This window comes from Bradyrhizobium sp. Kon58 (assembly GCF_055807455.1).
The window spans coordinates 1-18,470 of record NZ_JBVVOT010000024.1; the positions used below are offsets into that span (position 1 = coordinate 1).

At 60.8% G+C, this 18,470-nt stretch carries 29 protein-coding genes and 1 tRNA gene; 12 read left to right on the plus strand and 18 right to left on the minus strand.

Annotation, left to right across the window (positions count from 1 at the left end; translation table 11 throughout):
* Positions 1–108: 108 nt before the first annotated feature.
* The 5 genes from AC0L20_RS29275 to AC0L20_RS29295 form a co-directional block, all read right to left on the minus strand.
* Entirely contained in the window at positions 109–1,149 is a 1,041-nt protein-coding gene (locus AC0L20_RS29275; RefSeq protein WP_027569915.1) for a PrsW family glutamic-type intramembrane protease, read from the minus strand.
* A gap of 580 nt (positions 1,150–1,729) precedes the next feature.
* Positions 1,730–1,987 carry a hypothetical protein gene (locus AC0L20_RS29280; protein ID WP_473294193.1) on the minus strand — a complete coding sequence of 86 codons (258 nt, stop codon included), beginning with the start codon at positions 1,985–1,987 and terminating at the stop codon, positions 1,730–1,732.
* 119 nt (positions 1,988–2,106) lie between these two features.
* The gene (locus AC0L20_RS29285) at positions 2,107–2,733 is read right to left on the minus strand and encodes a PilZ domain-containing protein (protein WP_473294103.1); all 627 of its coding nucleotides are present in this window, start codon (positions 2,731–2,733) and stop codon (positions 2,107–2,109) included.
* Between the two features lie 165 nt (positions 2,734–2,898).
* Positions 2,899–3,546, minus strand: coding sequence for a hypothetical protein (locus AC0L20_RS29290; RefSeq protein WP_473294104.1), 648 nt, complete (start codon positions 3,544–3,546; stop codon positions 2,899–2,901).
* Between the two features lie 101 nt (positions 3,547–3,647).
* Positions 3,648–3,722 (minus strand) — tRNA-Glu (locus tag AC0L20_RS29295).
* Positions 3,723–3,946: 224 nt separating this feature from the next.
* Here AC0L20_RS29295 and AC0L20_RS29300 point away from each other — a divergent pair.
* From AC0L20_RS29300 to AC0L20_RS29310, 3 genes are read left to right on the plus strand one after another with little or no spacing between them, the layout of a single operon-like run.
* Entirely contained in the window at positions 3,947–4,201 is a 255-nt protein-coding gene (locus AC0L20_RS29300; RefSeq protein ID WP_007610106.1) for a PilZ domain-containing protein, read from the plus strand.
* Positions 4,202–4,258: 57 nt separating this feature from the next.
* Complete coding sequence (locus AC0L20_RS29305; RefSeq protein ID WP_473294105.1) at positions 4,259–4,504, plus strand: hypothetical protein; 246 nt, start codon at positions 4,259–4,261, stop codon at positions 4,502–4,504.
* A gap of 6 nt (positions 4,505–4,510) precedes the next feature.
* Complete coding sequence (locus AC0L20_RS29310) at positions 4,511–4,678, plus strand: hypothetical protein (protein ID WP_473294106.1); 168 nt, start codon at positions 4,511–4,513, stop codon at positions 4,676–4,678.
* A gap of 109 nt (positions 4,679–4,787) precedes the next feature.
* Here the strand turns inward: AC0L20_RS29310 and AC0L20_RS29315 are convergent, their stop codons facing one another.
* From AC0L20_RS29315 to AC0L20_RS29335, 5 genes are all read right to left on the minus strand, one after another.
* Positions 4,788–5,426: a glutathione S-transferase family protein gene (locus AC0L20_RS29315; protein WP_473294107.1), complete on the minus strand. Its 639-nt coding sequence runs from the start codon at positions 5,424–5,426 to the stop codon at positions 4,788–4,790.
* Positions 5,427–5,720: 294 nt separating this feature from the next.
* Positions 5,721–6,173, minus strand: coding sequence for a VOC family protein (locus AC0L20_RS29320; RefSeq protein WP_473294108.1), 453 nt, complete (start codon positions 6,171–6,173; stop codon positions 5,721–5,723).
* 620 nt (positions 6,174–6,793) lie between these two features.
* On the minus strand, positions 6,794–7,351 hold the full coding sequence (locus AC0L20_RS29325; protein WP_473294109.1) for a hypothetical protein: 558 nt from the start codon (positions 7,349–7,351) through the stop codon (positions 6,794–6,796).
* A gap of 715 nt (positions 7,352–8,066) precedes the next feature.
* Positions 8,067–9,191 (minus strand): PD-(D/E)XK nuclease family protein, encoded by a 1,125-nt coding sequence (locus AC0L20_RS29330; RefSeq protein WP_473294110.1) that lies wholly within the window; start codon positions 9,189–9,191, stop codon positions 8,067–8,069.
* 330 nt (positions 9,192–9,521) lie between these two features.
* On the minus strand, positions 9,522–9,920 hold the full coding sequence (locus tag AC0L20_RS29335) for a VOC family protein (RefSeq protein ID WP_473294111.1): 399 nt from the start codon (positions 9,918–9,920) through the stop codon (positions 9,522–9,524).
* 302 nt (positions 9,921–10,222) lie between these two features.
* Here AC0L20_RS29335 and AC0L20_RS29340 point away from each other — a divergent pair, with 302 nt between their 5' ends.
* From AC0L20_RS29340 to AC0L20_RS29355, 4 genes are all read left to right on the plus strand, one after another.
* Entirely contained in the window at positions 10,223–10,423 is a 201-nt protein-coding gene (locus tag AC0L20_RS29340) for a hypothetical protein (protein WP_473294112.1), read from the plus strand.
* A gap of 5 nt (positions 10,424–10,428) precedes the next feature.
* Complete coding sequence (locus tag AC0L20_RS29345) at positions 10,429–10,698, plus strand: hypothetical protein (protein WP_473294113.1); 270 nt, start codon at positions 10,429–10,431, stop codon at positions 10,696–10,698.
* 148 nt (positions 10,699–10,846) lie between these two features.
* The gene (locus tag AC0L20_RS29350) at positions 10,847–11,095 is read left to right on the plus strand and encodes a hypothetical protein (protein ID WP_473294114.1); all 249 of its coding nucleotides are present in this window, start codon (positions 10,847–10,849) and stop codon (positions 11,093–11,095) included.
* 288 nt (positions 11,096–11,383) lie between these two features.
* Positions 11,384–11,614, plus strand: a complete 231-nt coding sequence (locus tag AC0L20_RS29355) for a hypothetical protein (protein ID WP_473294115.1) — start codon at positions 11,384–11,386, stop codon at positions 11,612–11,614.
* A gap of 140 nt (positions 11,615–11,754) precedes the next feature.
* On the opposite strand, the gene AC0L20_RS29360 is transcribed toward AC0L20_RS29355, so the two are convergent.
* Positions 11,755–11,958: a DUF3072 domain-containing protein gene (locus AC0L20_RS29360; RefSeq protein ID WP_027517785.1), complete on the minus strand. Its 204-nt coding sequence runs from the start codon at positions 11,956–11,958 to the stop codon at positions 11,755–11,757.
* A 132-nt stretch (positions 11,959–12,090) separates the two neighbouring features.
* Positions 12,091–13,101 (minus strand): acyltransferase family protein, encoded by a 1,011-nt coding sequence (locus AC0L20_RS29365; RefSeq protein WP_473294116.1) that lies wholly within the window; start codon positions 13,099–13,101, stop codon positions 12,091–12,093.
* 242 nt (positions 13,102–13,343) lie between these two features.
* On the opposite strand from AC0L20_RS29365, the gene AC0L20_RS29370 reads away from it, so the two are divergent.
* Entirely contained in the window at positions 13,344–13,724 is a 381-nt protein-coding gene (locus AC0L20_RS29370; RefSeq protein WP_473294117.1) for a hypothetical protein, read from the plus strand.
* A gap of 22 nt (positions 13,725–13,746) precedes the next feature.
* Here AC0L20_RS29370 and AC0L20_RS29375 read toward each other — a convergent pair whose 3' ends face one another.
* The 5 genes from AC0L20_RS29375 to AC0L20_RS29395 form a co-directional block, all read right to left on the minus strand.
* Complete coding sequence (locus AC0L20_RS29375) at positions 13,747–14,271, minus strand: hypothetical protein (protein ID WP_473294118.1); 525 nt, start codon at positions 14,269–14,271, stop codon at positions 13,747–13,749.
* Positions 14,272–14,475: 204 nt separating this feature from the next.
* Positions 14,476–14,652, minus strand: coding sequence for a hypothetical protein (locus AC0L20_RS29380; RefSeq protein WP_007610124.1), 177 nt, complete (start codon positions 14,650–14,652; stop codon positions 14,476–14,478).
* Positions 14,653–14,840: 188 nt separating this feature from the next.
* On the minus strand, positions 14,841–15,113 hold the full coding sequence (locus tag AC0L20_RS29385; protein WP_473294119.1) for a hypothetical protein: 273 nt from the start codon (positions 15,111–15,113) through the stop codon (positions 14,841–14,843).
* A gap of 126 nt (positions 15,114–15,239) precedes the next feature.
* Entirely contained in the window at positions 15,240–15,542 is a 303-nt protein-coding gene (locus AC0L20_RS29390) for a hypothetical protein (protein WP_007610128.1), read from the minus strand.
* 243 nt (positions 15,543–15,785) lie between these two features.
* Complete coding sequence (locus AC0L20_RS29395; RefSeq protein WP_007591378.1) at positions 15,786–15,971, minus strand: hypothetical protein; 186 nt, start codon at positions 15,969–15,971, stop codon at positions 15,786–15,788.
* Positions 15,972–16,382: 411 nt separating this feature from the next.
* On the opposite strand from AC0L20_RS29395, the gene AC0L20_RS29400 reads away from it, so the two are divergent.
* Positions 16,383–16,679: an HU family DNA-binding protein gene (locus AC0L20_RS29400; RefSeq protein WP_007591377.1), complete on the plus strand. Its 297-nt coding sequence runs from the start codon at positions 16,383–16,385 to the stop codon at positions 16,677–16,679.
* Between the two features lie 147 nt (positions 16,680–16,826).
* Complete coding sequence (locus AC0L20_RS29405; RefSeq protein ID WP_084462276.1) at positions 16,827–17,003, plus strand: DUF2934 domain-containing protein; 177 nt, start codon at positions 16,827–16,829, stop codon at positions 17,001–17,003.
* Between the two features lie 239 nt (positions 17,004–17,242).
* Here the strand turns inward: AC0L20_RS29405 and AC0L20_RS29410 are convergent, their stop codons facing one another.
* Positions 17,243–17,470 (minus strand): hypothetical protein, encoded by a 228-nt coding sequence (locus AC0L20_RS29410; RefSeq protein ID WP_473294120.1) that lies wholly within the window; start codon positions 17,468–17,470, stop codon positions 17,243–17,245.
* Positions 17,471–17,763: 293 nt separating this feature from the next.
* Here AC0L20_RS29410 and AC0L20_RS29415 point away from each other — a divergent pair, with 293 nt between their 5' ends.
* Together AC0L20_RS29415 and AC0L20_RS29420 are read left to right on the plus strand one after the other, a co-directional pair.
* Positions 17,764–17,916 carry a hypothetical protein gene (locus AC0L20_RS29415; RefSeq protein WP_197031199.1) on the plus strand — a complete coding sequence of 51 codons (153 nt, stop codon included), beginning with the start codon at positions 17,764–17,766 and terminating at the stop codon, positions 17,914–17,916.
* A 243-nt stretch (positions 17,917–18,159) separates the two neighbouring features.
* Positions 18,160–18,297 carry a hypothetical protein gene (locus AC0L20_RS29420; protein WP_354237395.1) on the plus strand — a complete coding sequence of 46 codons (138 nt, stop codon included), beginning with the start codon at positions 18,160–18,162 and terminating at the stop codon, positions 18,295–18,297.
* Positions 18,298–18,470: the final 173 nt, after the last annotated feature.

Below are 18,470 nucleotides of genomic sequence, written 5' to 3' on the forward strand. Positions count from 1 at the left end.
GCGCGCAGACATCTTCCTGTCTGCAATCTTGCTCGCAGCCGCAATCTCATGGTGGGCTAAATGAGTCCGGACCCTAGTACGCGCGCACCGCGCTCGCCACCCCGCGGTTCAGCCGCCGCCGTGCGCCGACGAAAAACCTTCGCCGCTGGTGCGGATGCGGTTGCGGCCGAGAACATAGATCGCGGTCGTGACGATCAGAAGTGCGAGGCCGAGCAGGATCGAGACCAGGCCGATCGGGATCAGGGCCAGCGTCAGATTGCGCTCGGGGTTGATGAGCCAGTGATGGATCGAGGTCAGCACGAAGGCGAGCCCGAGAAAGCCGACGCCGCCACCGGCAAGCAGCAGCGCCCACATCCGGCGGAGCTGGCTGAGGCGCTCCCGTGCGACGTCGGTTCGGGGTGCGTGATGGCGCGCGACGCGCCGCACCAGGCGGATGGCGAAGGCGATCGAGCTGAAGCCGATCAGCAGGCTCGCGCCGCCCAACCACATCCGCAGCGTCGGATCGAGATCCGGCATGCGCTGGAGTGTGAGCAGGGGGAAGTCGAAGGCCGAATGCAGGGCGAGCGGGCCTGCGAAGATCAGCAGGCGGCTGGAGAGACGGGCCCAGTCGCGATGATGGCGGTTCGCACCCAGCGCCGTGCCGGCGCGCGCGATGGTCAGATACGCGCCGGCGATAATGCCGAGCGCGCCGTGGAACGGCACGGTGAGCACGCTGCGCAAGGCGGCCAGCGAGCGCCACATCTCGGCGTGCTGGACCAGATAGGCGAGGTTCTCGTAGGCGGCGAAGCCCAGGCCGACCGCGGCGCCATAGACCACGGTGTCCATCGGATTGGCGAAGGTCCGCCGCTTGGTCGAGGCGACCAGCACGATGGCGATCACCTTGACCGCTTCCTCCGGCAGCGCGACGCCGAAGATCGAATGCATGGCCAGCGCCGCCCACGGGTTGTCCGGGGCCGCGACCATTTTGGCGAAAGGGGCGCGGGCCAGGCCCAGCAGCGAAATGCTGGCCGCGCCGAGCAGGAACGCGGTCCAGACCTGGGCCGGCGGTCCCGGGCGTTCCTCGGCGGCGATGACAAGCCACAGCATCAGCAGCGCCGGGGCAATGGCGGCCGTTCCGATGACGGTGGGTAACGCTTCAATCAGGTACATCGGCGCCGAAAATAGGTTCCCTTGATCCGCTTATCCACATCGTCCGATGCGACCTTGTGTCATGCGCTTGCTCGCGTCTCTTAACAAGCGTGACAGCCTACGTTCATCAGGACGGTCGCCGAGGGGTAGAATATGGAGTGCAATCAATCGCATGACAGAACCACCTCGTCATCCCTGACAACGGTCGCGCGCCTGTCATCGGATCGCGATTGGTAAGTCAGATCAAGGCAATGTGGAGGTTTCTTCGATTCACGATGAACGTGTCGCCGCGGCAAGTCCACAGCCGGGGTAGCCCCCTCCGGGCGAGGCATGGCTTGGCAAGCCGGCCTAGTCACGCTTCGTCGCGCGAGAGGGTGACGAGATCCGGCGTGTCCGGATCTGCTCCAGCTCCCAAAAGGCGCGTATGAGGCACGTGCCGAGACAGAGCACGATGAGCAACAGCAGGAAGGCCTGGTCGACGGCGGGGATGTGAGTGGGGATGGGAGTCATGGCAATGATAAAGCAACGCCCGTGCCACGCGTTCCCGCCGCGGCCTCTGCTATCTGCAAGGGCCGCCGCTCCCAAGCCCGCTTTGACTGTCTCAATGCGTGGTGAATGGCGGCGGTGCGTCGGGCGCGACGTCGAAGGCGCCGAGATGGAATTCCTCGCCGATGGACGCGTCCGGTTCGGAATGCTGCGCCATCAGCGTGAACGCGGCCTGCGGGTATTGCTTCCAGATGTCGAGATCGCCGGCGGTGATGGTGAGCCAGCCGAAGGTGTACATGTAGCGTCCGGGCTCGGTGACCCGGCCGACCCTGTCCCAGGTAATCTTATCGACCCTGATCTTATCGACTGTAATTTTCTCGACTGCCATTCGGTCCCCCGATCGCGAGTCTGCAGATGATCCACGGCACAAGACGCGGACCTTCAAAAGCTTATCTCGAAATAGGGCTGCGATAGGGCGGCGCGGCCGGAGGATCAGGCCGATTGCAGCATGGGCGAGCGGACGATCAGCCGGACGACGTCATCCCGCGACTGCTTTTCGGCGAATTTGACCGCAAAGCCGTGTTCGAATTTGCGGATCACGCGCCCGACGCAAGCGCCGACCGCAAGCGGAGTTCCCACCGGCGGATCGTATTCGCAGGATATCGCGACACCGGCCGTGGAGACGTCGATGATGAAGCAGGCATGGGTGCTGCCGTCGGCGAGCGTCAGGAAGGTGTGCGCGACCTGCGGCACGAAGCGCGCGTCATTCCGCAGTTCCTGGACGCTGGCGTCCTTCTGCTTCTTCTCGAGCCAGGTCAGCTTTTCCGACATCCAGGCGCGCCGGGCCCGCGTCATGTCGAGCTCCATCAGGAAGCCCGATTTCAGCGTCGCGCTGATGGTGCACTGGAATTCCCCAAAGTCCTGGAAGTAGGAGGTCACGCGCTCGCCGACCTTCCCGACCACGGGAACGTCGACCATCATGCGGAACGGTGAAACGCGGCTGGTGCGGCAGGCGAAGGTACGGAGCTTGCCCTCGCAATCGTACCAACGCGGCAGCGAGTAGCTGCCACTCACGGTGACTTGTACGGCACGCTGTCTGAGGAACTCTGCGACGGACATGGGCGCCAATCGTGTTTCGGAGGTTTTCCGTAATTCCACGGTAGCAATCAAATTCTAAGCAAATGATACCGGCACTCACGAGCAGGGGTAAATTTTTGGTAAATGCGCCGACCGGGACGGGCGGCATAGCGCCGCGATTATCGGGCCCGCGACCTCACGATCGCGTCATCCGAGCAGCACCAGCAGGGCCAGCACGCCAAGGGCCATGACGAGCTTGATCGTCGCGCAGGCCAGGCTGCTGGGTCTCCTCTCAAATCCGAACCACGGCAATGCATGCTGCATCGCGCGCGTTGCGAATGCTTCGACGATGACGAGCAGAAGGGCGATGCCGGCGAGGAAGGACCACGATGCGTCCGGCAGCATCCATGCCGCCAGCCACGCGGGGACGGACGCTTTCAACGACGCCAGCAGCGCGAACCATCCGAACAGGGATACGAAGCCCTTGATGATGTCGGGCCCGACCGTGCCGGGCTCGAGACGGATGCCGATCTTTCCAAGAGCGAGTTCGATGCGCTCGCCATCGCTGAAAAAGAGAAAGGCGCCAAGATAGAGCGGAACGCGCGACTGAAACAGCAGCGCGATGATGCCGAACAAAACGGCGTAGCCGAAAGCGTCAGCGACGACGGTCGTGCCGGCCGCCTGCGACCGCGCCGGTGCAGCAGTGGCCCGAGGCAGCGATCTGGCGCGCACCATGTGTTCCAGCATTCTGGCGCGCCGCTCCGGCGCGTAGGTTGCCGTGCGGTGGATCCATGGCGGCGGCGCCGGCGAGGCAATCCCGGCCTGGTCGTCCGAGGGGGATTTGCGCTGCGTCATGGGCCTGCATCCGGTTCCATCAGGACATTGGTCGGAGGCGAGGGGCAGGCAGGTTCATGCGGAGCGGCAGATTTCGCGGGTTCATCCAAACGCCCGGATGATGGCGCTCCCTAGCGGAATCGAACCGCTCTCTCCACCGTGAAAGGGTGGCGTCCTAACCGATAGACGAAGGGAGCAAACCCAGGGCCCCGCCGCTTTTCGCGGCACGGCCGCTGGCCGCCCGAGTCATGCCCGGCGGCTGCGCGGGCGAACCTATAATGGCCTTTGGCGCCCTGGGCAAGCCGTTCGGGAACGGTCTTTTGGCACCGGTGGATAGCATCCCGGCCCAGGATCAGTCGGGGCGAATTCAACGGTTTCTTAGGTTCCCTGAGCTAGCGCTGGACTGGGAGAATTTGAGCCGATGCCACCGCCCAAGAAGCGCGCAGCCCGCAAGTCGCTGTCGCAGCATGCCTGGATCACGCTCGAGGGCGGATTCGCGGCGCGGCAATGCCTGGTCCAGGACATCTCCGCCACGGGCGCCAAGATCACGCTGGACGAGGATGCGAGCCAGCTTCCGGGCGTGATCCGGATGGCGTTCGCGCGCGATGCGCGGACCGGGCGGAGCTGCCAGGTGGTGTGGCGCCGCGGCAAATCGGCCGGCATCAAGTTCATCTGACCCCGGGCAAAGTGACCCCGATGGCGCAAGGCGCCGGTCCGGGCTAGAACGGCCCGCATGCGTGCGCCGCTCCTCATCCTGATCTCGTTGCTGACCATGTCCGCGGCCGCGGCGGATGCCTTGCGTCTGCCGCCTGCGGAGCGTCCACAGGCCGGCAAGGCCTTGCCGCTCAAGGGTGTCGGCGGGAGCGCGAAAGCGGGCTCCTGCGCCGCCTATGGCCGCGGCTTCCATATGGTCGAGAGCACCGGCACCTGCGTCAAGATCGGCGGCTCGATCAGCGTCGAGACCACGATCAGGCGCTGACGCCCCATGCCACCTGATATCATGCGGCCCGAAATCATCGTCCCGTTCGTGATGTATTGCGCGTTGCTGTGGTGGGTCGGCCGCGGCCTGACCTGGACCGCGCGGCTCGCCACCGCGGCCGTGACGCTCGTGCTGATTTTCTGCGTGCTGCTGTTCGAGCGCGGCTGGCCCTAAACAAAAAAACGCGAAAACAACCTCATGCACAGTAGCCGCCAGCTCCCGGCGGCACGCGACGAAGTGCCGATTCATCGTGCTCTCAACGAGGTTTAAGCCGCGTCACCGCTCACGACATCGGCGGTGCCACAAATTGCGCAAAACCGGGCCGTTTGCCGAGCTCGGCGAGCCAGCGCGTCAGATGCGGCTGGGCGGGCCGGGTGATGCCCTCGACGCCGAGCCAGCGCCGCGCATAGGCGCCGATGGCGATGTCGGCGAGGGTGAACGCATCGCCGTCCATGAACGGACGCGTGGAGAGCAGGCGGTCGGCGATGGCCCAGACCTCGGCGGCAGCATCCGCATCCTTCTGCAGCTGGATCATGTCGCGCTCGGCAAGCGGCGTGCGCACGAGGCCCCAGAACACCGGGCGGTCGACCGGCTGCACCATCGACAGTGCCCAGTCGAGCCAGCGGTCGACGCTGGCGCGCAGCTTCGGCGCCTCGGGATAAATGGGCGTGCCGCGCCCGTGCGCGAGGCAGAGATAGCGCATGATCGAATTGGATTCCCACAGCGTGAAGTCGCCCTCGACCAGCGTCGGGATCCGCGCATTGGGGTTCATCGCGAGGTAGTCGGCCTCGCGGGTCTTGCCGAACGCCATGCCGGCGTCGATGCGCTCGTAAGCCAGGCCGAGCTCGGCGAGGCACCACAGCACTTTCTGCACGTTGACCGAATTGGCGCGGCCCCAGATCGTCAGCTTTTGGTCCGGCAAATCATCCTCCCCAGGCGTTTCTTTCGGCGCGGGTAATAGCGGAATTCACTGCGGCGAGCGACGCGCGATTGCGCCGATCCTCTCATGCAAAAAGCTCCGCCTGAGGCGGAGCTTTCATTGCAAGGCAAAGCCTGGTCAGGCGATCAGCGGCCGAAGAACAGCCACAGCAGAATGATCACCGGAATCGGCACACCCAACATCCACAACAAAATTCCGCGTCCCATCGCGTCCTCCTCCAATTGCATTGTCGGGGAGAGAACGCCGCAGGTACGGGCTGGTTCCCGCAAAAAGGCTCTACCAATGGCCGATGTTGGGCATCGACGACCACGGCTCCTGCGGTGGCTTCGGATCGCCCTTCTGCAAGATCTCGATCGAGTGCAGATCGGGCGAGCGGACGAAGGCCATGTTGCCGTCGCGCGGCGGCCGGTTGATGGTGACGCCCACCTTCATCAGCTTCTCGCAGGTGGCGTAGATGTCGTCGACCTCATAGGCGAGATGCCCGAAGAAGCGGTCCTCGCCATACTTCTCCTCGTCCCAATTCCAGGTGAGCTCGACCAGCGGCGCGCCGCGCGTCTGCGGCTGCTTCTTCAGCGCTTCGAGATCGTCCGACGAGCACAGGAACACCAGCGTGAAACGCCCCTTGTCGTTCTCGATCCGCCGCACCTCCTTCAGTCCCAGCGCATCCTGGTAAAACTTCAGCGCAACATCGAGATTGCGCACGCGCAGCATGGTGTGGAGGTATCGCATGGTTGTTGCTCCCTTGGTGGATGGAGGGTTTTTGGTTTGGGCGGAGGCGATGAATAGCAGCAAATTGCGACAAAGGGCAGGGGGCGAGGGCCGTACTCCATACGGAGCCCGCTGCTGTGGACTTGCTGTCTTGTGAGGCAGCCTGAACCAGGCTCTACCCTGCACCTGAATCATGCGCCGACTTCGGAATCTCGTCTATCAATTTGAATGGGTCTGGAGTCGTATGAGTTGCTGTCCGGGCCCGTGGGTTGCCACTCGGCGGAACGCCTCGGCGTTTCCAGAAGGCGAGGCGAATGAAGCCTACGACAACGACCAATGTCTCAATGCCCTTTAGCCACTCGAGGGGGCCCTCCTGGGTCGCTGGGTCACGGCCCCAAGGACAATAGTTGTCGTCGCCCCGGTCTGTTGGAGAGCCCGGATGTCGAGACCCGGTGATCGGGTGAGTTGGGTTCCTCAATAGCGCCGGAGGCGGGCGGGTGGGGACTCCAATGGCAGCACCAAAAATAAGGGTGCTTAAACAGCGCGCCTTATGGCAAGCCACGTCACCTGTAGGAAGGTGAATGCAGCCGGTACAGCGACGAGTGTTAGACCTGTCGCGTACATGGCATAGATTAAACACCTTAGGCCTCGGTGCCACATGTCCGTATTATCCATTGCACCAGACACATGTTCGCAAGATGCGCGATAGGATCGGCGCGGTCGTAAAGATTGCCGTCTAGATTTATGCTGTTGAGGTCGAAGTAGGGAAGCATCCACTTCGGCATGGTGTCCCACAGCCGCTTCAACCTGTCTCGAACTACCTCTGCCTGCTTGAGGTTGATTTGATGCTTCGCCTCGGTTTCCGCCATGTCGAACGCGCTGACATAATTCTTCACTTCGGGTGGACAGTAGATGCTGTAAAGGATCGTAGCCAGAGCGACAAAGAAGCTGCCGTAGAACAAAAACCAAATGCGCCAGACGTTGGGGAGATAATTGAGCAGCCAACCATCGTATTTAATCGTCAGGTACTGGTGCACGTTTTCATTGAGCAACAGCATGTAGCCGAATGCGGGCATAAGAACGGAAGCCCGTACGATATTGGAACTGCCCAATAGTTTTAGTTGGCGCCATCTCGAATGCTCTTCGAGCTGTTCAAAAAAGTAAATGTGCAGATATTGCCATTGCCGCAATAGCCACATCGGGTACCACTCCTAGCTTCCTCGGAACCTAATCACCCCTGCCGGTCAGCAAACGGCTGGGGGCCATCGGCGGTAACACAATCGTAGCGGCTGGACTCTATGTACCCTTTTTCTTCTCGTGGGCCATCTTCAAATCGTGGGGCGGGATATACCGGACATCAACTTCATCCGAGCGAGATCGAGCGCATGCGGACTCAGGTCGGGCGCCAGCGGAAGGAGATCCTGCAGCTTCAACGAGGCGGTATCGGGACAGCCTCCGCTGAAGCCTTGCTGGGCAGGATGTTGGTCAAGAGGTGAGCAGACGTTCAACCGCGTTCAAGGCAAAGCCTATCGCGAAGAGCGTGCGATGTTGGAGCAGGACGAACAGCACAAGAAGAATGTGAGGGAGAGCTGGAGGTTCTCAGGACCTTCCGCGAGTACATGCAGCGAAGACGCCCCACCACTACGACCCTGGGGTAAAGGTAACAGTGCACTCAATTGGCGCTCTCCGCTAAGCGTAGATAGAAGTGGCAAAGTCATCAGGGAAGCGACGGCGAACGAATTGAATGCACTGTCACCGCAATTCTGGCGAGTGCCCTTCGCGCTGAGTGGCAGTGACACCGATTGCTGCGAACATCAGCTGCACAAGACCGAGATCGGAACCGGGCGGTACTCACGACTGAGATGGCCGAGAAGCTGCAACCCCTGAAAGGAAGCTGGTGGCGGGCGCTCGCACCTACTTTAACCGTTTGACAAACCGATTGACGGCATCGGCTTCTTGATCGATCCACCGGACCATCTCCTGCGCAAAATTCTGAGGTGCTCTCATGAAATCGTGCAGTGGTTTAAACGAAATCACGGCCACGGAACGACCAAACTCCGCATATGTCCATGGGTCTTCGGGCTCATGCTTGAGGGTGCGAATGGCCTGCGTGGCGCGTTTCTCGTCTGTTCCAACACAGATGAACGCGGAGTCTGTCCGTGGGATCCCCGCTTGGGTAGGAATACCTCCAGCTGTGAAGATGGACTGCGGATCAAGCGCGATTCCGTAACCAAAGAAGATAGACTGGTGAACTTGGTGCAGAAGATAAGCCCAGCCCCAGATGAGCATATAGGGAGTGTCGAATAAGAGGCTATACTCGTTTTTGTTCTCGTTTCTTTGGAAACAGCCTTCTCTCGATTTGATGTGCTCGAAAATCGTTCCGAACGTATGATCCATTCGAGACCCGGCGCGCAAATACACGAGCGCGGCAGCGAAATCGTCGCGTCCTGCGTATTCGGTGCTCATATTATTCTCCTCCAAAAATCGTCTGAGTTCGCGAGCTAGCAGTTTGATGTCGTTGCGGCCCTCCGCACCTTGCGCAAGCTCCCAAAGTATAGCGGCAACAGCTGGCCACCTGACGAGATGCGGGGTCGCATCACCGCTAGCCTCGCCGCCTCTCATGAATTCGGGAGGTGGTGGTGTCAGATGGGTCAGTAGACATATCACGGCTAAGCGGCGTGACCGCGCAGCAGACTTTATCCAACGACCGTACAGCGCGAGTTGATCGTCTTGAATCTTGGCTGCAATCTTGTTCTCGATCGCTACAATGGGAGCATCATCGGCCAGGAGGACAAGATCGATGCGGCCGGATGCAATCTGGCGCTGGGTCTCGAGGCTGAGGGAGGTCGCCTCCGTGAGGATGGCGTCGAACGTCGTCCGCAAGGTCTCTGGCAAGAATACTCGAGAGACAAATTGAGATTGGAGTGATAGCGGCAAGCGGTTGAAGAAGTCGGCCAAGCACTCGCTGAGGTAATCTTCGCGAGGAGATCGCAGTTCGCTTTCTCTGTACTTAAAAAGATTGCCATAGAGTGATGACATGGCGAATAAGCTCTCGAAATGGCTATCCTGAATGAATGACATCACTTACAATTATTGATTGCAGAATATAAAGACGCGTCTCTGTGGCTGTCAACCTCGTCAGTATGGTGACCGCGGGTGAATTGAGTCCAGTCCAGGACTGTTACAGCGATCGCTAGCCCGCGGGAGTAGGAGATAGCCGGAAAATCCTGGAGGGCCGGCGCACGAGTACGTGAGGGCGAAACCGGCTGATGAAGCAAGTCAGCCGGCGAATTGCACGCACTTTCACCGCGAATCCAGCGCCGCACACGCGCCATTGGCAACATTGCGGGCCGATCTGCTGCCATCGCCCTATCGCGGTGCGAGGCGCTTTCCGGCGTCCTCGGTCGGCGGCATGAAGAGCGATACTGCGGTGCCTTCGGGGTCACGAAACTGGAACGTCTTGTTGCCCCAAGGCATCGTCTTCAACTCATGCACCAGCGTGACCTTGTCTTTCAGGCGCTGATAATCCGCATCGATGTCTTCGACTTGAAACTCGATCACGGCGGTGCGGTTGGCGCCGGGCTCGGCACTGTTTTCTTTCCAGAGCGCGACGGTCTCGGCTGCGCCGATCGCCAGGTTGGCGCCCGGCGTCACGATCTTGGCGAACACCGGCGCGAGCCATTCGGCGGAAACTCCGGTGATCATTTCGTAGAACGAAACCATGATTTTGATGTCGGTGGCGATCAGGCGAGTGGAAGCGAACTTCATGGCATGTCCTTTGTTGACCGCAGATTTGAGCGGCATCGCGGGGCTCGTCGCACATCGCTGCTGCCACCCTGATGTCAGCAGTCACGATGCCGCGCCGAGCGCCTGAACTAAGGGCATGAATTGCGATGACAATGCTCAAGCGCTAGACGACGAGCCCCTTCACGCGAAGCACCCCCACAGCGCTAACCGGGCCGCAGAACGATGATGTAAACCGCAGAATTGGGCACCTCACTCACGGGTGGACAAGGTTGTCTAGCCGCTCGGCAGATGAACTCCCCGCGGAGATGACGCGACTAACCGCCATGGCCAATATTCTCGGCGAGCTTCTGTTCGCACTGATCCGCTCGATTGTTGCTGGATGGGCGTATGCGTTCTGGGTCAAACTGGCGACATGGCTCGAGCCGAAAATCCAACGGCGTTGGGTGAAAATTGCCGTGGGAGGCCTCCTCGGCCTGGCAGCCTTTTTTATGATTCCGATACTGATGGGGCTGTTGGGCCTTTGAAGACGATGAAATCGGTTCTCATCATCGCACTGGCAATCGGGGCGCTCGTCTCGACGGTGCTGCTCGTCATGGAGCAGCTCACCGACTACTCCATCACTGTGATGGCATGGGAGATGCCGGGCATATCTGCAGCTTACCTTTTCTGGGGAGCGGTCGGCAGTTCCGTTTTCCTGGGCGTCGCCATCACTTGGGCCGTGAATGCCATCGTTTACGGGGCCCCCGCCTTCGTTGTCCTCACAGTCATCAAGCTGGCAATCCGCGATCTACCGAAGTGACAGGATTGAGCTCGGCGGCGGAGCCGTTGCTCAGCGTGTGCAAGAAAATGAGCGGCAGCAGGTCATGCAAGGCGCAGGACGCGCCTGCGTGATCGTCTGAAATTTCGCCTGCCTTTGAGCCGGACGGCCGACATCATGAACCACGACGGTGTTCGAGGCGACGAATGCCCGTAAACGAAGGTCTCTCGTCGTGAAATGGTTTAGACGATACGCAGTTGGCTGCCTGATCGCGGTGCTCCTTTTCGCGGGCCGGGACAGTTATAAACGGCCGGGCGAAGACATGCGCTACGGGGCCATCCTTATGGTAGCCGCCGGTTGGCCTGTTGTTGCCGCGATGGTCGTGGGAAGCACCATCGGTGACATCGTCCATGACGTGAAGCAAGGCAAAGCGGGATGAGTGCCCGGCTGGCAAAGCGGACAGGCCGCGATCCCGGCATTGAAGTTGTGGAATCGACATTGCGGGATCGTGAGCTCAATTGAAGCCGGCTGTGCCCAACGAAATGCAGCGCGCTTAACGTTTGTGAATGCAGCGTTAGCCGAACGCCTGCAATTCTCCAGTATTGGCGGCACTTCAGATCATCGGTGGAGTCAGGCTCTCCCGTCTCGCGGGACGGAGTGCATGCCTCGATAGGCGTCCGCCCGCCAACACGACTAGCCGTATTCATTATGAGATTGAGGACAGGTGATGTTGCTTCTGGAGGAGTTCAACGAACGAACGCTGTCGCACATGAATAGGGCGCTGGAGCGCGTCAGCGAGATGATACCTGAGGGGATGGAAGCCTACACCGCGCGCCGGTATGTCGCCGAACGGATCATCCACTGCGCCAAGCACGAGACACGCGAGATCGACGGCCTCGTCGCGGCCGGCCGGCGTGCGGTCGCTGAGCTGGCTGTGAGGGTCGTCGAAAGCGATTAGCTCCCTGGTCGCGAACCTGCCGCGGAGGACCGCGCTCGCCGGCGATGATTGGTCCAAATTGGCGCTTCGCGAAAAGCGGAGATCGGCGGCCTTCCTGTCGCCCGCCGCCCATCTCTCGTGTTTCGAAATGCTGAAGCCGTCTATTTCTCGAGCCCGGCCTTCTGCCGCATCGTGTCGATCAGCTCTGACGCCTCTGCCTTGGTCAGATCCTCCTTGGGGAGGGGCTTGTGGGCCTGCTCGGCGAGGGTCTTGAGGTAGGATTCCTGGGCGCCGGTCATCGGGTCGTCGCCGGAGACCCAATCTTTCGGATCCTTCTGGGTGTTGCCCGCGGTGTTATCAGCCATCTTGTTGTCAGTCACGGCGATCTCTCCTTTTCAGGTTTAATGCCGGCTGATGCATTTTGTTCCTTATTTGTTCGTAGTTGGCCCATGACGCAGCAAGGGCCGCACTTGCCCGGATTCAGCGTCGGGAGATGATCACGGAACGGCCGGCAGCGATCGGCGTCTGCGCATCAGACTTAGCTTGCGCCCCCAATCGAGGATCGGTGCCTCAATGGCCACGTGCAAGGCGGCGGCGAGACCGATGGAGAGCAGGATGCCGGCGATGATTGTCCCGGCGGTCGACAGAAGCCACAGTCCGTCAAAGCTGGCGATCCATTTCACCACCGGATAATGGACGATATACAGCGCGTACGAAATCTTGCCGAGCCATTGCAGGACTGGTGAGAAGGATCGCCCTTCGATCTCGACAGCGACCACAGCATGGATCAGCAATCCCGCGCCGACGCCATAGGTCAGGACGCGCGCGAATTGCGGGTCGGCCGCGCCGCGCACGAAAATCCAGTACCAGCCGGCCACGAACAGGCCCGCGGAAACGGCCGGGATATGGTGCAAAAAGTGCAATCGTCCGCTTTTCTGGAGATAGGCGATGACAACGCCGGCACCGAATTCCAGCACCAGCGGATGCAAGTAGATCCCGAGCTCCAGGCCGAACACGAGAGCCAGAATGACCAGGCCGAATCCAGCGAACAAGATCTCGAACAGCCGGTCCGGCTTGATCGCCAGGATGACCGCGACGGCGACATAGAAGTGCAGTTCGAAAGCCAGCGACCACGCTGGCGCAAGGTACCAGTTCGGATAGGTCCATGCGAAGATGGTTCCGAGGTCGAGGGCGGGGCGGTCGCCCGGCGCCAACGAGATCCAGGACGAACTGACAAACGCCGCCAGCAACACCAGCCAATAGAGCGGAAAAATTCGGAGGGCTCGCCTGAAAGCGAATTCCAGCGGGTTGTGTTGTGACGCCGCCGTGGTCGCGATGATGAAGCCGGAGATCACGAAGAAGATGTCGACGCCGCTCGCGAGAATCGTCAGCGCGCCCTCGGCAAGCTCCGGTCCGACCCTATCGGGGCGCGCACTGATTGCGTGTCCGCAGACCACCGACAGCGCAGCGACCCCGCGCATCGCCTGTACACCCGCGAAGATCCGCACCAAGCCCCGCCACGTTTATTCCAAGCCATCGCAATCTAGGCGGGAAATTCATTAAGGAATGGTTGCGCGGATGCGATAGAGTGCCCGCAACTGCGCGGGGTGCACTCATCAGTTGCCGAGCGGAAATCTATCACGATTGAACCCGGGCGAAGCCCGCCGCGACCAACCGCCATGCTGCAAAGCCTGCCCGGCATCGGAATTGGCTTCGCGGCCTATGTGCCAAGACACTAAAGAGGAATGTCGTGAAGGCGATCACGCTGCTCGCGGTGGCGGCCATGCTGCTGGTGGAAGTCTTCGGGTCGAAGGCGAGCGTCGGCGGCTCGATGAGCTTCATGCTGATCTTCGTGCTCGTGATGCTGGCTGTCGCGATCTTCGAGGCGTGGTCGAACAAGCGCGGCGCGATGGGATGGATCGTCAATTTGTTCGCTTCGGTGGTTGGCGGGCTGGTTGCGGTTGCCCTGATCGGAATGGCCATGGAGGCGATGCTGCCTTACCTTCATCTCGAAGGTTCGCTCGCGTCCTCGCAACATCCCCTGAAATACGTCCTGGTCGCAGCCATTGCGATCTGCATGGTGCTGGGATCGTGGCTGCCGCTATGGGCCGTCAACCGGCTTCGTCACTGAAGGGCATCCAGCGTCGCGCTCCCTAGCGCTTTGCTTCCTGCTTGCCACGCCTGATATCCTCAGCTTCGTCCACGAGCTTCAAGGTTGTGCCGCCGTAGGTCAGCTTCAGCCCACGGCCGACGGTCCATATCCATCCTTCCCGAGCGTCCCTGGTTGGCTGGGCATTGAACTGGTCGGATATCGATTTGACTGCAGCGTCTTTGGAAGCAGCGTCCTGGGCACCCGGATTGTTCAACTCCGCAATGACGCGCCAGATGGGATGTTTGGGGTCCGGATTCTTGGGGTCGACGTCGTCGGCAAAGATCGTGACCTTCGCGCCGTCGACTGCGCATTCGAGGACGTAGGAATCGCGAAGCTGACGGCAGCGGTAGCGACGTTGCGTGATGAGTTTGTTGGTCTCGTCGAATGTCATGCCGGGCGAAAAGCCGAGGATGTCGGACTTCATCACGAGTGCCAGAGACGAAGGCTTCAGAAAGCCGGGCTGTACCGACACGAGAACGGCAGCAGCAACAACGATCAAGCCGGCGATAACAATGGCAATCTTCATCAGCCCCTCATAAGAAATGTCCGACCATACAACAGCCTGAGCGTTCTAGCAGCCCTTGCGCTGCATGGTTCGAGCCGCCCGCTGTCTTTGTAGGACCGCAGCTTCGGAAGATCGCATGGGCACGTATCGGCTGGTCATGAACGTAGAAAACCGCCCCTGACATGACCAGGGGCGGCTCTCATCAAACGGGGTTTCGAACGCGATCTAGTGACCGGTACCCGGCTTCGTCGTCTTCGGCGGCTTGCCGTCTTCGATCCGGCCTTCGTTGCGCAGGTCTCGACCTTCCTGAGCCTTCTTCTGGCTCTCGGGGGACTTGCCGTGTTCGTTCATCTCTTCTTTGATGAACCCGGCGCCTTCCTTCACTTTGCCTTCAACGCTCATGACGATCTCCCTTGCTGGAGATGGGGCAACTCGCGGCGAGAGCTGACCGTTCCGGTGCGCGCACGATTGTGAGGCGTGCATTCGCGACAGGTTCCAAAGACCCTTGTCATGAAAGACCCTTGTCATGAAATGGCCGCGCCGCCTTGTGGGAAGCGACGCGGCCGGGAGCAGCCGTACAGGAAACCGGCTTACTTCATGTTGCTGCGGGTCCTGGTGCCGCCCTGGTCGCTGCCGGGGCCGGAGCCACCTTGGCCGGAGGCGTCGGGCCTTACCGTTCCGCCCTTGCTCACGCCGTCATGGCTCATGCCGGTCGTGCCGCTGCTCATCGTGCCCTTGTCCGTGTTGGTCATGCCGGGCTTCTGCATGTTGTCGGACTGCGGGGCAGGGCCCGTCTGGTTCTGCGCAAAGGCGGAACCGCACATGAGGCCGAGGGCGGCGGTCGCAATGATGAGCTTCTTCATCTCAAACTCCTGGTTGGTTGCGTGGGCCAACGGGAGCGCAGAAGCCGTGTTCCTAAAACTGGGCGTTCCGGAGTGCAAAAATTCTCGTCTGCGCGCGAACCGCTATCGACTTCGCTTGAAAACGCTCTAAGCCGCAATGCGCTGGTCGGCCGGGCCCGTCAGGTGCTTGAGCACTTCCGCATGCTCCAGGTCGGGAACCGCGATGGCGGTGTGGCTGTAGCTCGCATGGGTTCGTGATTTTGCAATCTGGTCCAGGATCTCGCCGCCCTTGATGACGTGGAGGCCCATGCCCTCTCCGGATGGGAAGATCGCGAGCACCACGTCATAGGCGGTGATGACGGCGCGAAGCGCTTCGGCCTTGTCTTCGGCAATTTCGACGAACACGCGAACATCGGCTGCGAGTTCACGCAGCTCGTTAAAATCCAGCACTTTGAGTTACTCCAACGCAACGATACTGAGAGGAGCTTGGAGGCGTTAGGTTACCGAAGTCTCAACGGCGCATGCCCGGTCACAGGTTTGTCGACCAGGCGCCCCCGCGAGGCGATAGACAAGCGGGCGTCGCCGCCTGCTCGACAAACGCCGGCACGGGAAGTGCATCTGTAGCGGGGAGGGACGAAGCGCGCCTCACACCCCTAAGGGCGTCACACGATGCGCGCGTGACTTATGCGCGCTTTACTTGGCGTATCCCTGGGAGCGGAGCCACGCGATCTTGCGGTCGCCGTTGATCCAGTCGTCGGCATCTGCCTTGCTGGTGAAGCCCTTGATTTCGCGCTGTTCGCTGTCCGGGTAATCCGCCAGGATTTTCCAGTCGTTGTCTGCAATGCGGACGGTTTTGAAGGTCACTTTTGTTTTTGCCATGCCGCATTATGCAGGAGATGGCCGGAAAAGAGAACCTGCCTTGTGACGGTCACCCGCGCGGCCCCCGGTGCAGACCTGGGGGGCCAGCCTGATCGGCATTGCGCGGCCGGGTCCCCGGAAAAGGCGAAAGCCCCGCCTGGGGGAAGCGGGGCTCTCTGATGGGGTGAAGCTTGGGGACTTCAAAGAGTTAGACGCTTCAGGGCGAAAATGGTTCAAGGCGGAAACGGCGCAAGCTGCGGCATCTTTGCCGCGGCGTCCGCCCCTCCCGCCGAACCCCCTGCTTGCGTTTTGGGCGTCGATGGGTTCTAAGCCCCGTCACTTCATGAAAGTTGGCATGAATCAGAAGCGCGTTGCGCGGTTGGACCGCGTCCTGAGCAAAGCCTGCTCGCGCGCACAGAAGGAAATTCAGACATGGCGAAGATGACGAAGACTCAGTTGATTGATGCAATTGCCGAGGGTACGCAGCTGTCGAAGAACGACGTGAAGTCGGTCATCGAGTACATGGCAACCGTCGGCTACAAGGAGCTCAACGAGTCCGGCGAGTTCGTCATTCCCGGCTTCGTGAAGATGTCGGTGGTGAACAAGCCGGCGACCGAAGCCCGCATGGGCGTCAATCCCTTCACCAAGGAGCCGATGCAGTTCGCCGCGAAGCCGGCGAGCAAGTCGGTCAAGGCCTCGCCGCTGAAGGTGGCCAAGGACTCCGTCTAAGAGTTCGCCAAGGGCTCGCGTTTTCGTTGCGGCGGCTTCTTTTCGTGGAGTGCTGCAATGACTCCTTGCTTGTGCTGGACCAATAAGGAACTCTCTTAGGGAACTCTCGGGCGTCGTCAGGCTTTGCTTCCGAAAGGGAGAAATCACATGACTGGTCTCAGCGAAGTAGAGATTCGAAACCGCGCCTATCACCTCTGGAAGGAGGCCGGCGAGCCCGCGGGCACGATGGACACCTTCTGGTACGAGGCCGAAAAGGAGCTTCTCGCCGAGCGGACCAAGCAAAGCGAAGTCCCGCCCGGGATGACCGACAATCTGCCGGTCTGACTTTGCTGGTCTAAGAGGCGGACAGAGGCGAGCGTCGACAGTTCTCAAAGCAGCCACCCGGCGTAACGCCCGGGTGGCTGCTTTGCTGTTCGGGCCATCGCTTGGATGGCGGCCGCCTCAAAGAAAAACCCCGGGCTTAGGGACCGGGGCTCTTCAAGCTGGTCGGCCGCGTCGCGACATGCCGCCAGCACCACTGAATTCGGCTTGACAACGCGAGACGAAAAAATTCGTTCCGGCCGCTACTCCGCCGCCACGGACACGTCGATGATCGCCGGCGTGTCGACCTGGCGCTCGCGCCAGACGACGAGATCGCATTTGGGATTGAGCCACTGATACTCGGAGCCGCGCGCTTTCAGATGCGCAAGCGCTGCATCATGTGCGGCGGTCTGGTCCGGCGCCTCGACCATGATTTCCACGGTCTCCTCGATCTGACGCACCACCTCGACGGCGTAGTATTTTCTGGTCACGGTCCCTCGCTCCGGAATGACTAACGGGGAGGGCGATGGCGCGTTCCCCAAAAGAAAAACCCCGCGCTTTCGCACGGGGCCTTCCTGGCTGGCTGCGATGGGATTTCAGCGCCGCGCCGCCGGCCGCGTTCCCGAACTTAAGGTTGAAAACCCAAAAAGCAACCGCGCCGCCGCGCGGAAGGCTCAAGGCGATGTGGCGAGCGAATTTCGCGGAGGGGGCTGGACTTTTTGTTCTTAGTTTGTTCTAGTGGGCATCTCTTTGGCGGTGACCAATGTCTTTTGGGAGGGTGCCCATGACTGTCGAGAAACAACGCGAAGTGATCAGGCTCTGGAATCAGCTCAGGAAGCTCGAAGGTCCGGCCGCGGAAGAACTCCGCATCCAGATCCTCGAATGCTTTTCGGAGAAGGATCTGTCGGGGAAGGAGACGGTGAAGCGAGCGGCGTGATGAGCGTCGCGCTGCGTCGATGACAACAGGCCATCGCGCCTGCCTTCACCGATCGTTAGGAATCGTTTTGCGCTGATTCCTCGACTCCGATTCGTTCTTTGCGAACGAAATGGAGTCGGATGCAGAACAAGCCGTGGCTTCTGTGTCGATGCGGGACATGCCTGTCCTGACCAAGCCGGCGTGATGTTTCGCACGGTCCCGTTCGCCTGTCCTCGCTACGAGATCAGGCGAGGGAGACGCGACATGGATGCGTGCTGGTTTCTCGAGATGTTTGCCGAGATCGCAAAAGTGTTTTGGTACGACCGGCACCCGCGCTTGCGCAAAGGCAGGCCGTCGGTGCCGCAGGTGCCACCGCGATCGAAATCCGAAGACGCGATGTGAGCGCGCGATCGTCGGCGATGATGCGATCGTTTGCGCACAAACGAAGCGTTAAGACCTGCTTCGCGCCGATTTCTGCGATTCCGATTCGTTCTTCGAGAACGAAAGGCAGGTGAAGCTGGAACAAAGCCGGACGGCGGATCACCAGAAGCTTCGGCTTCGAGCTTGAAGCGGCT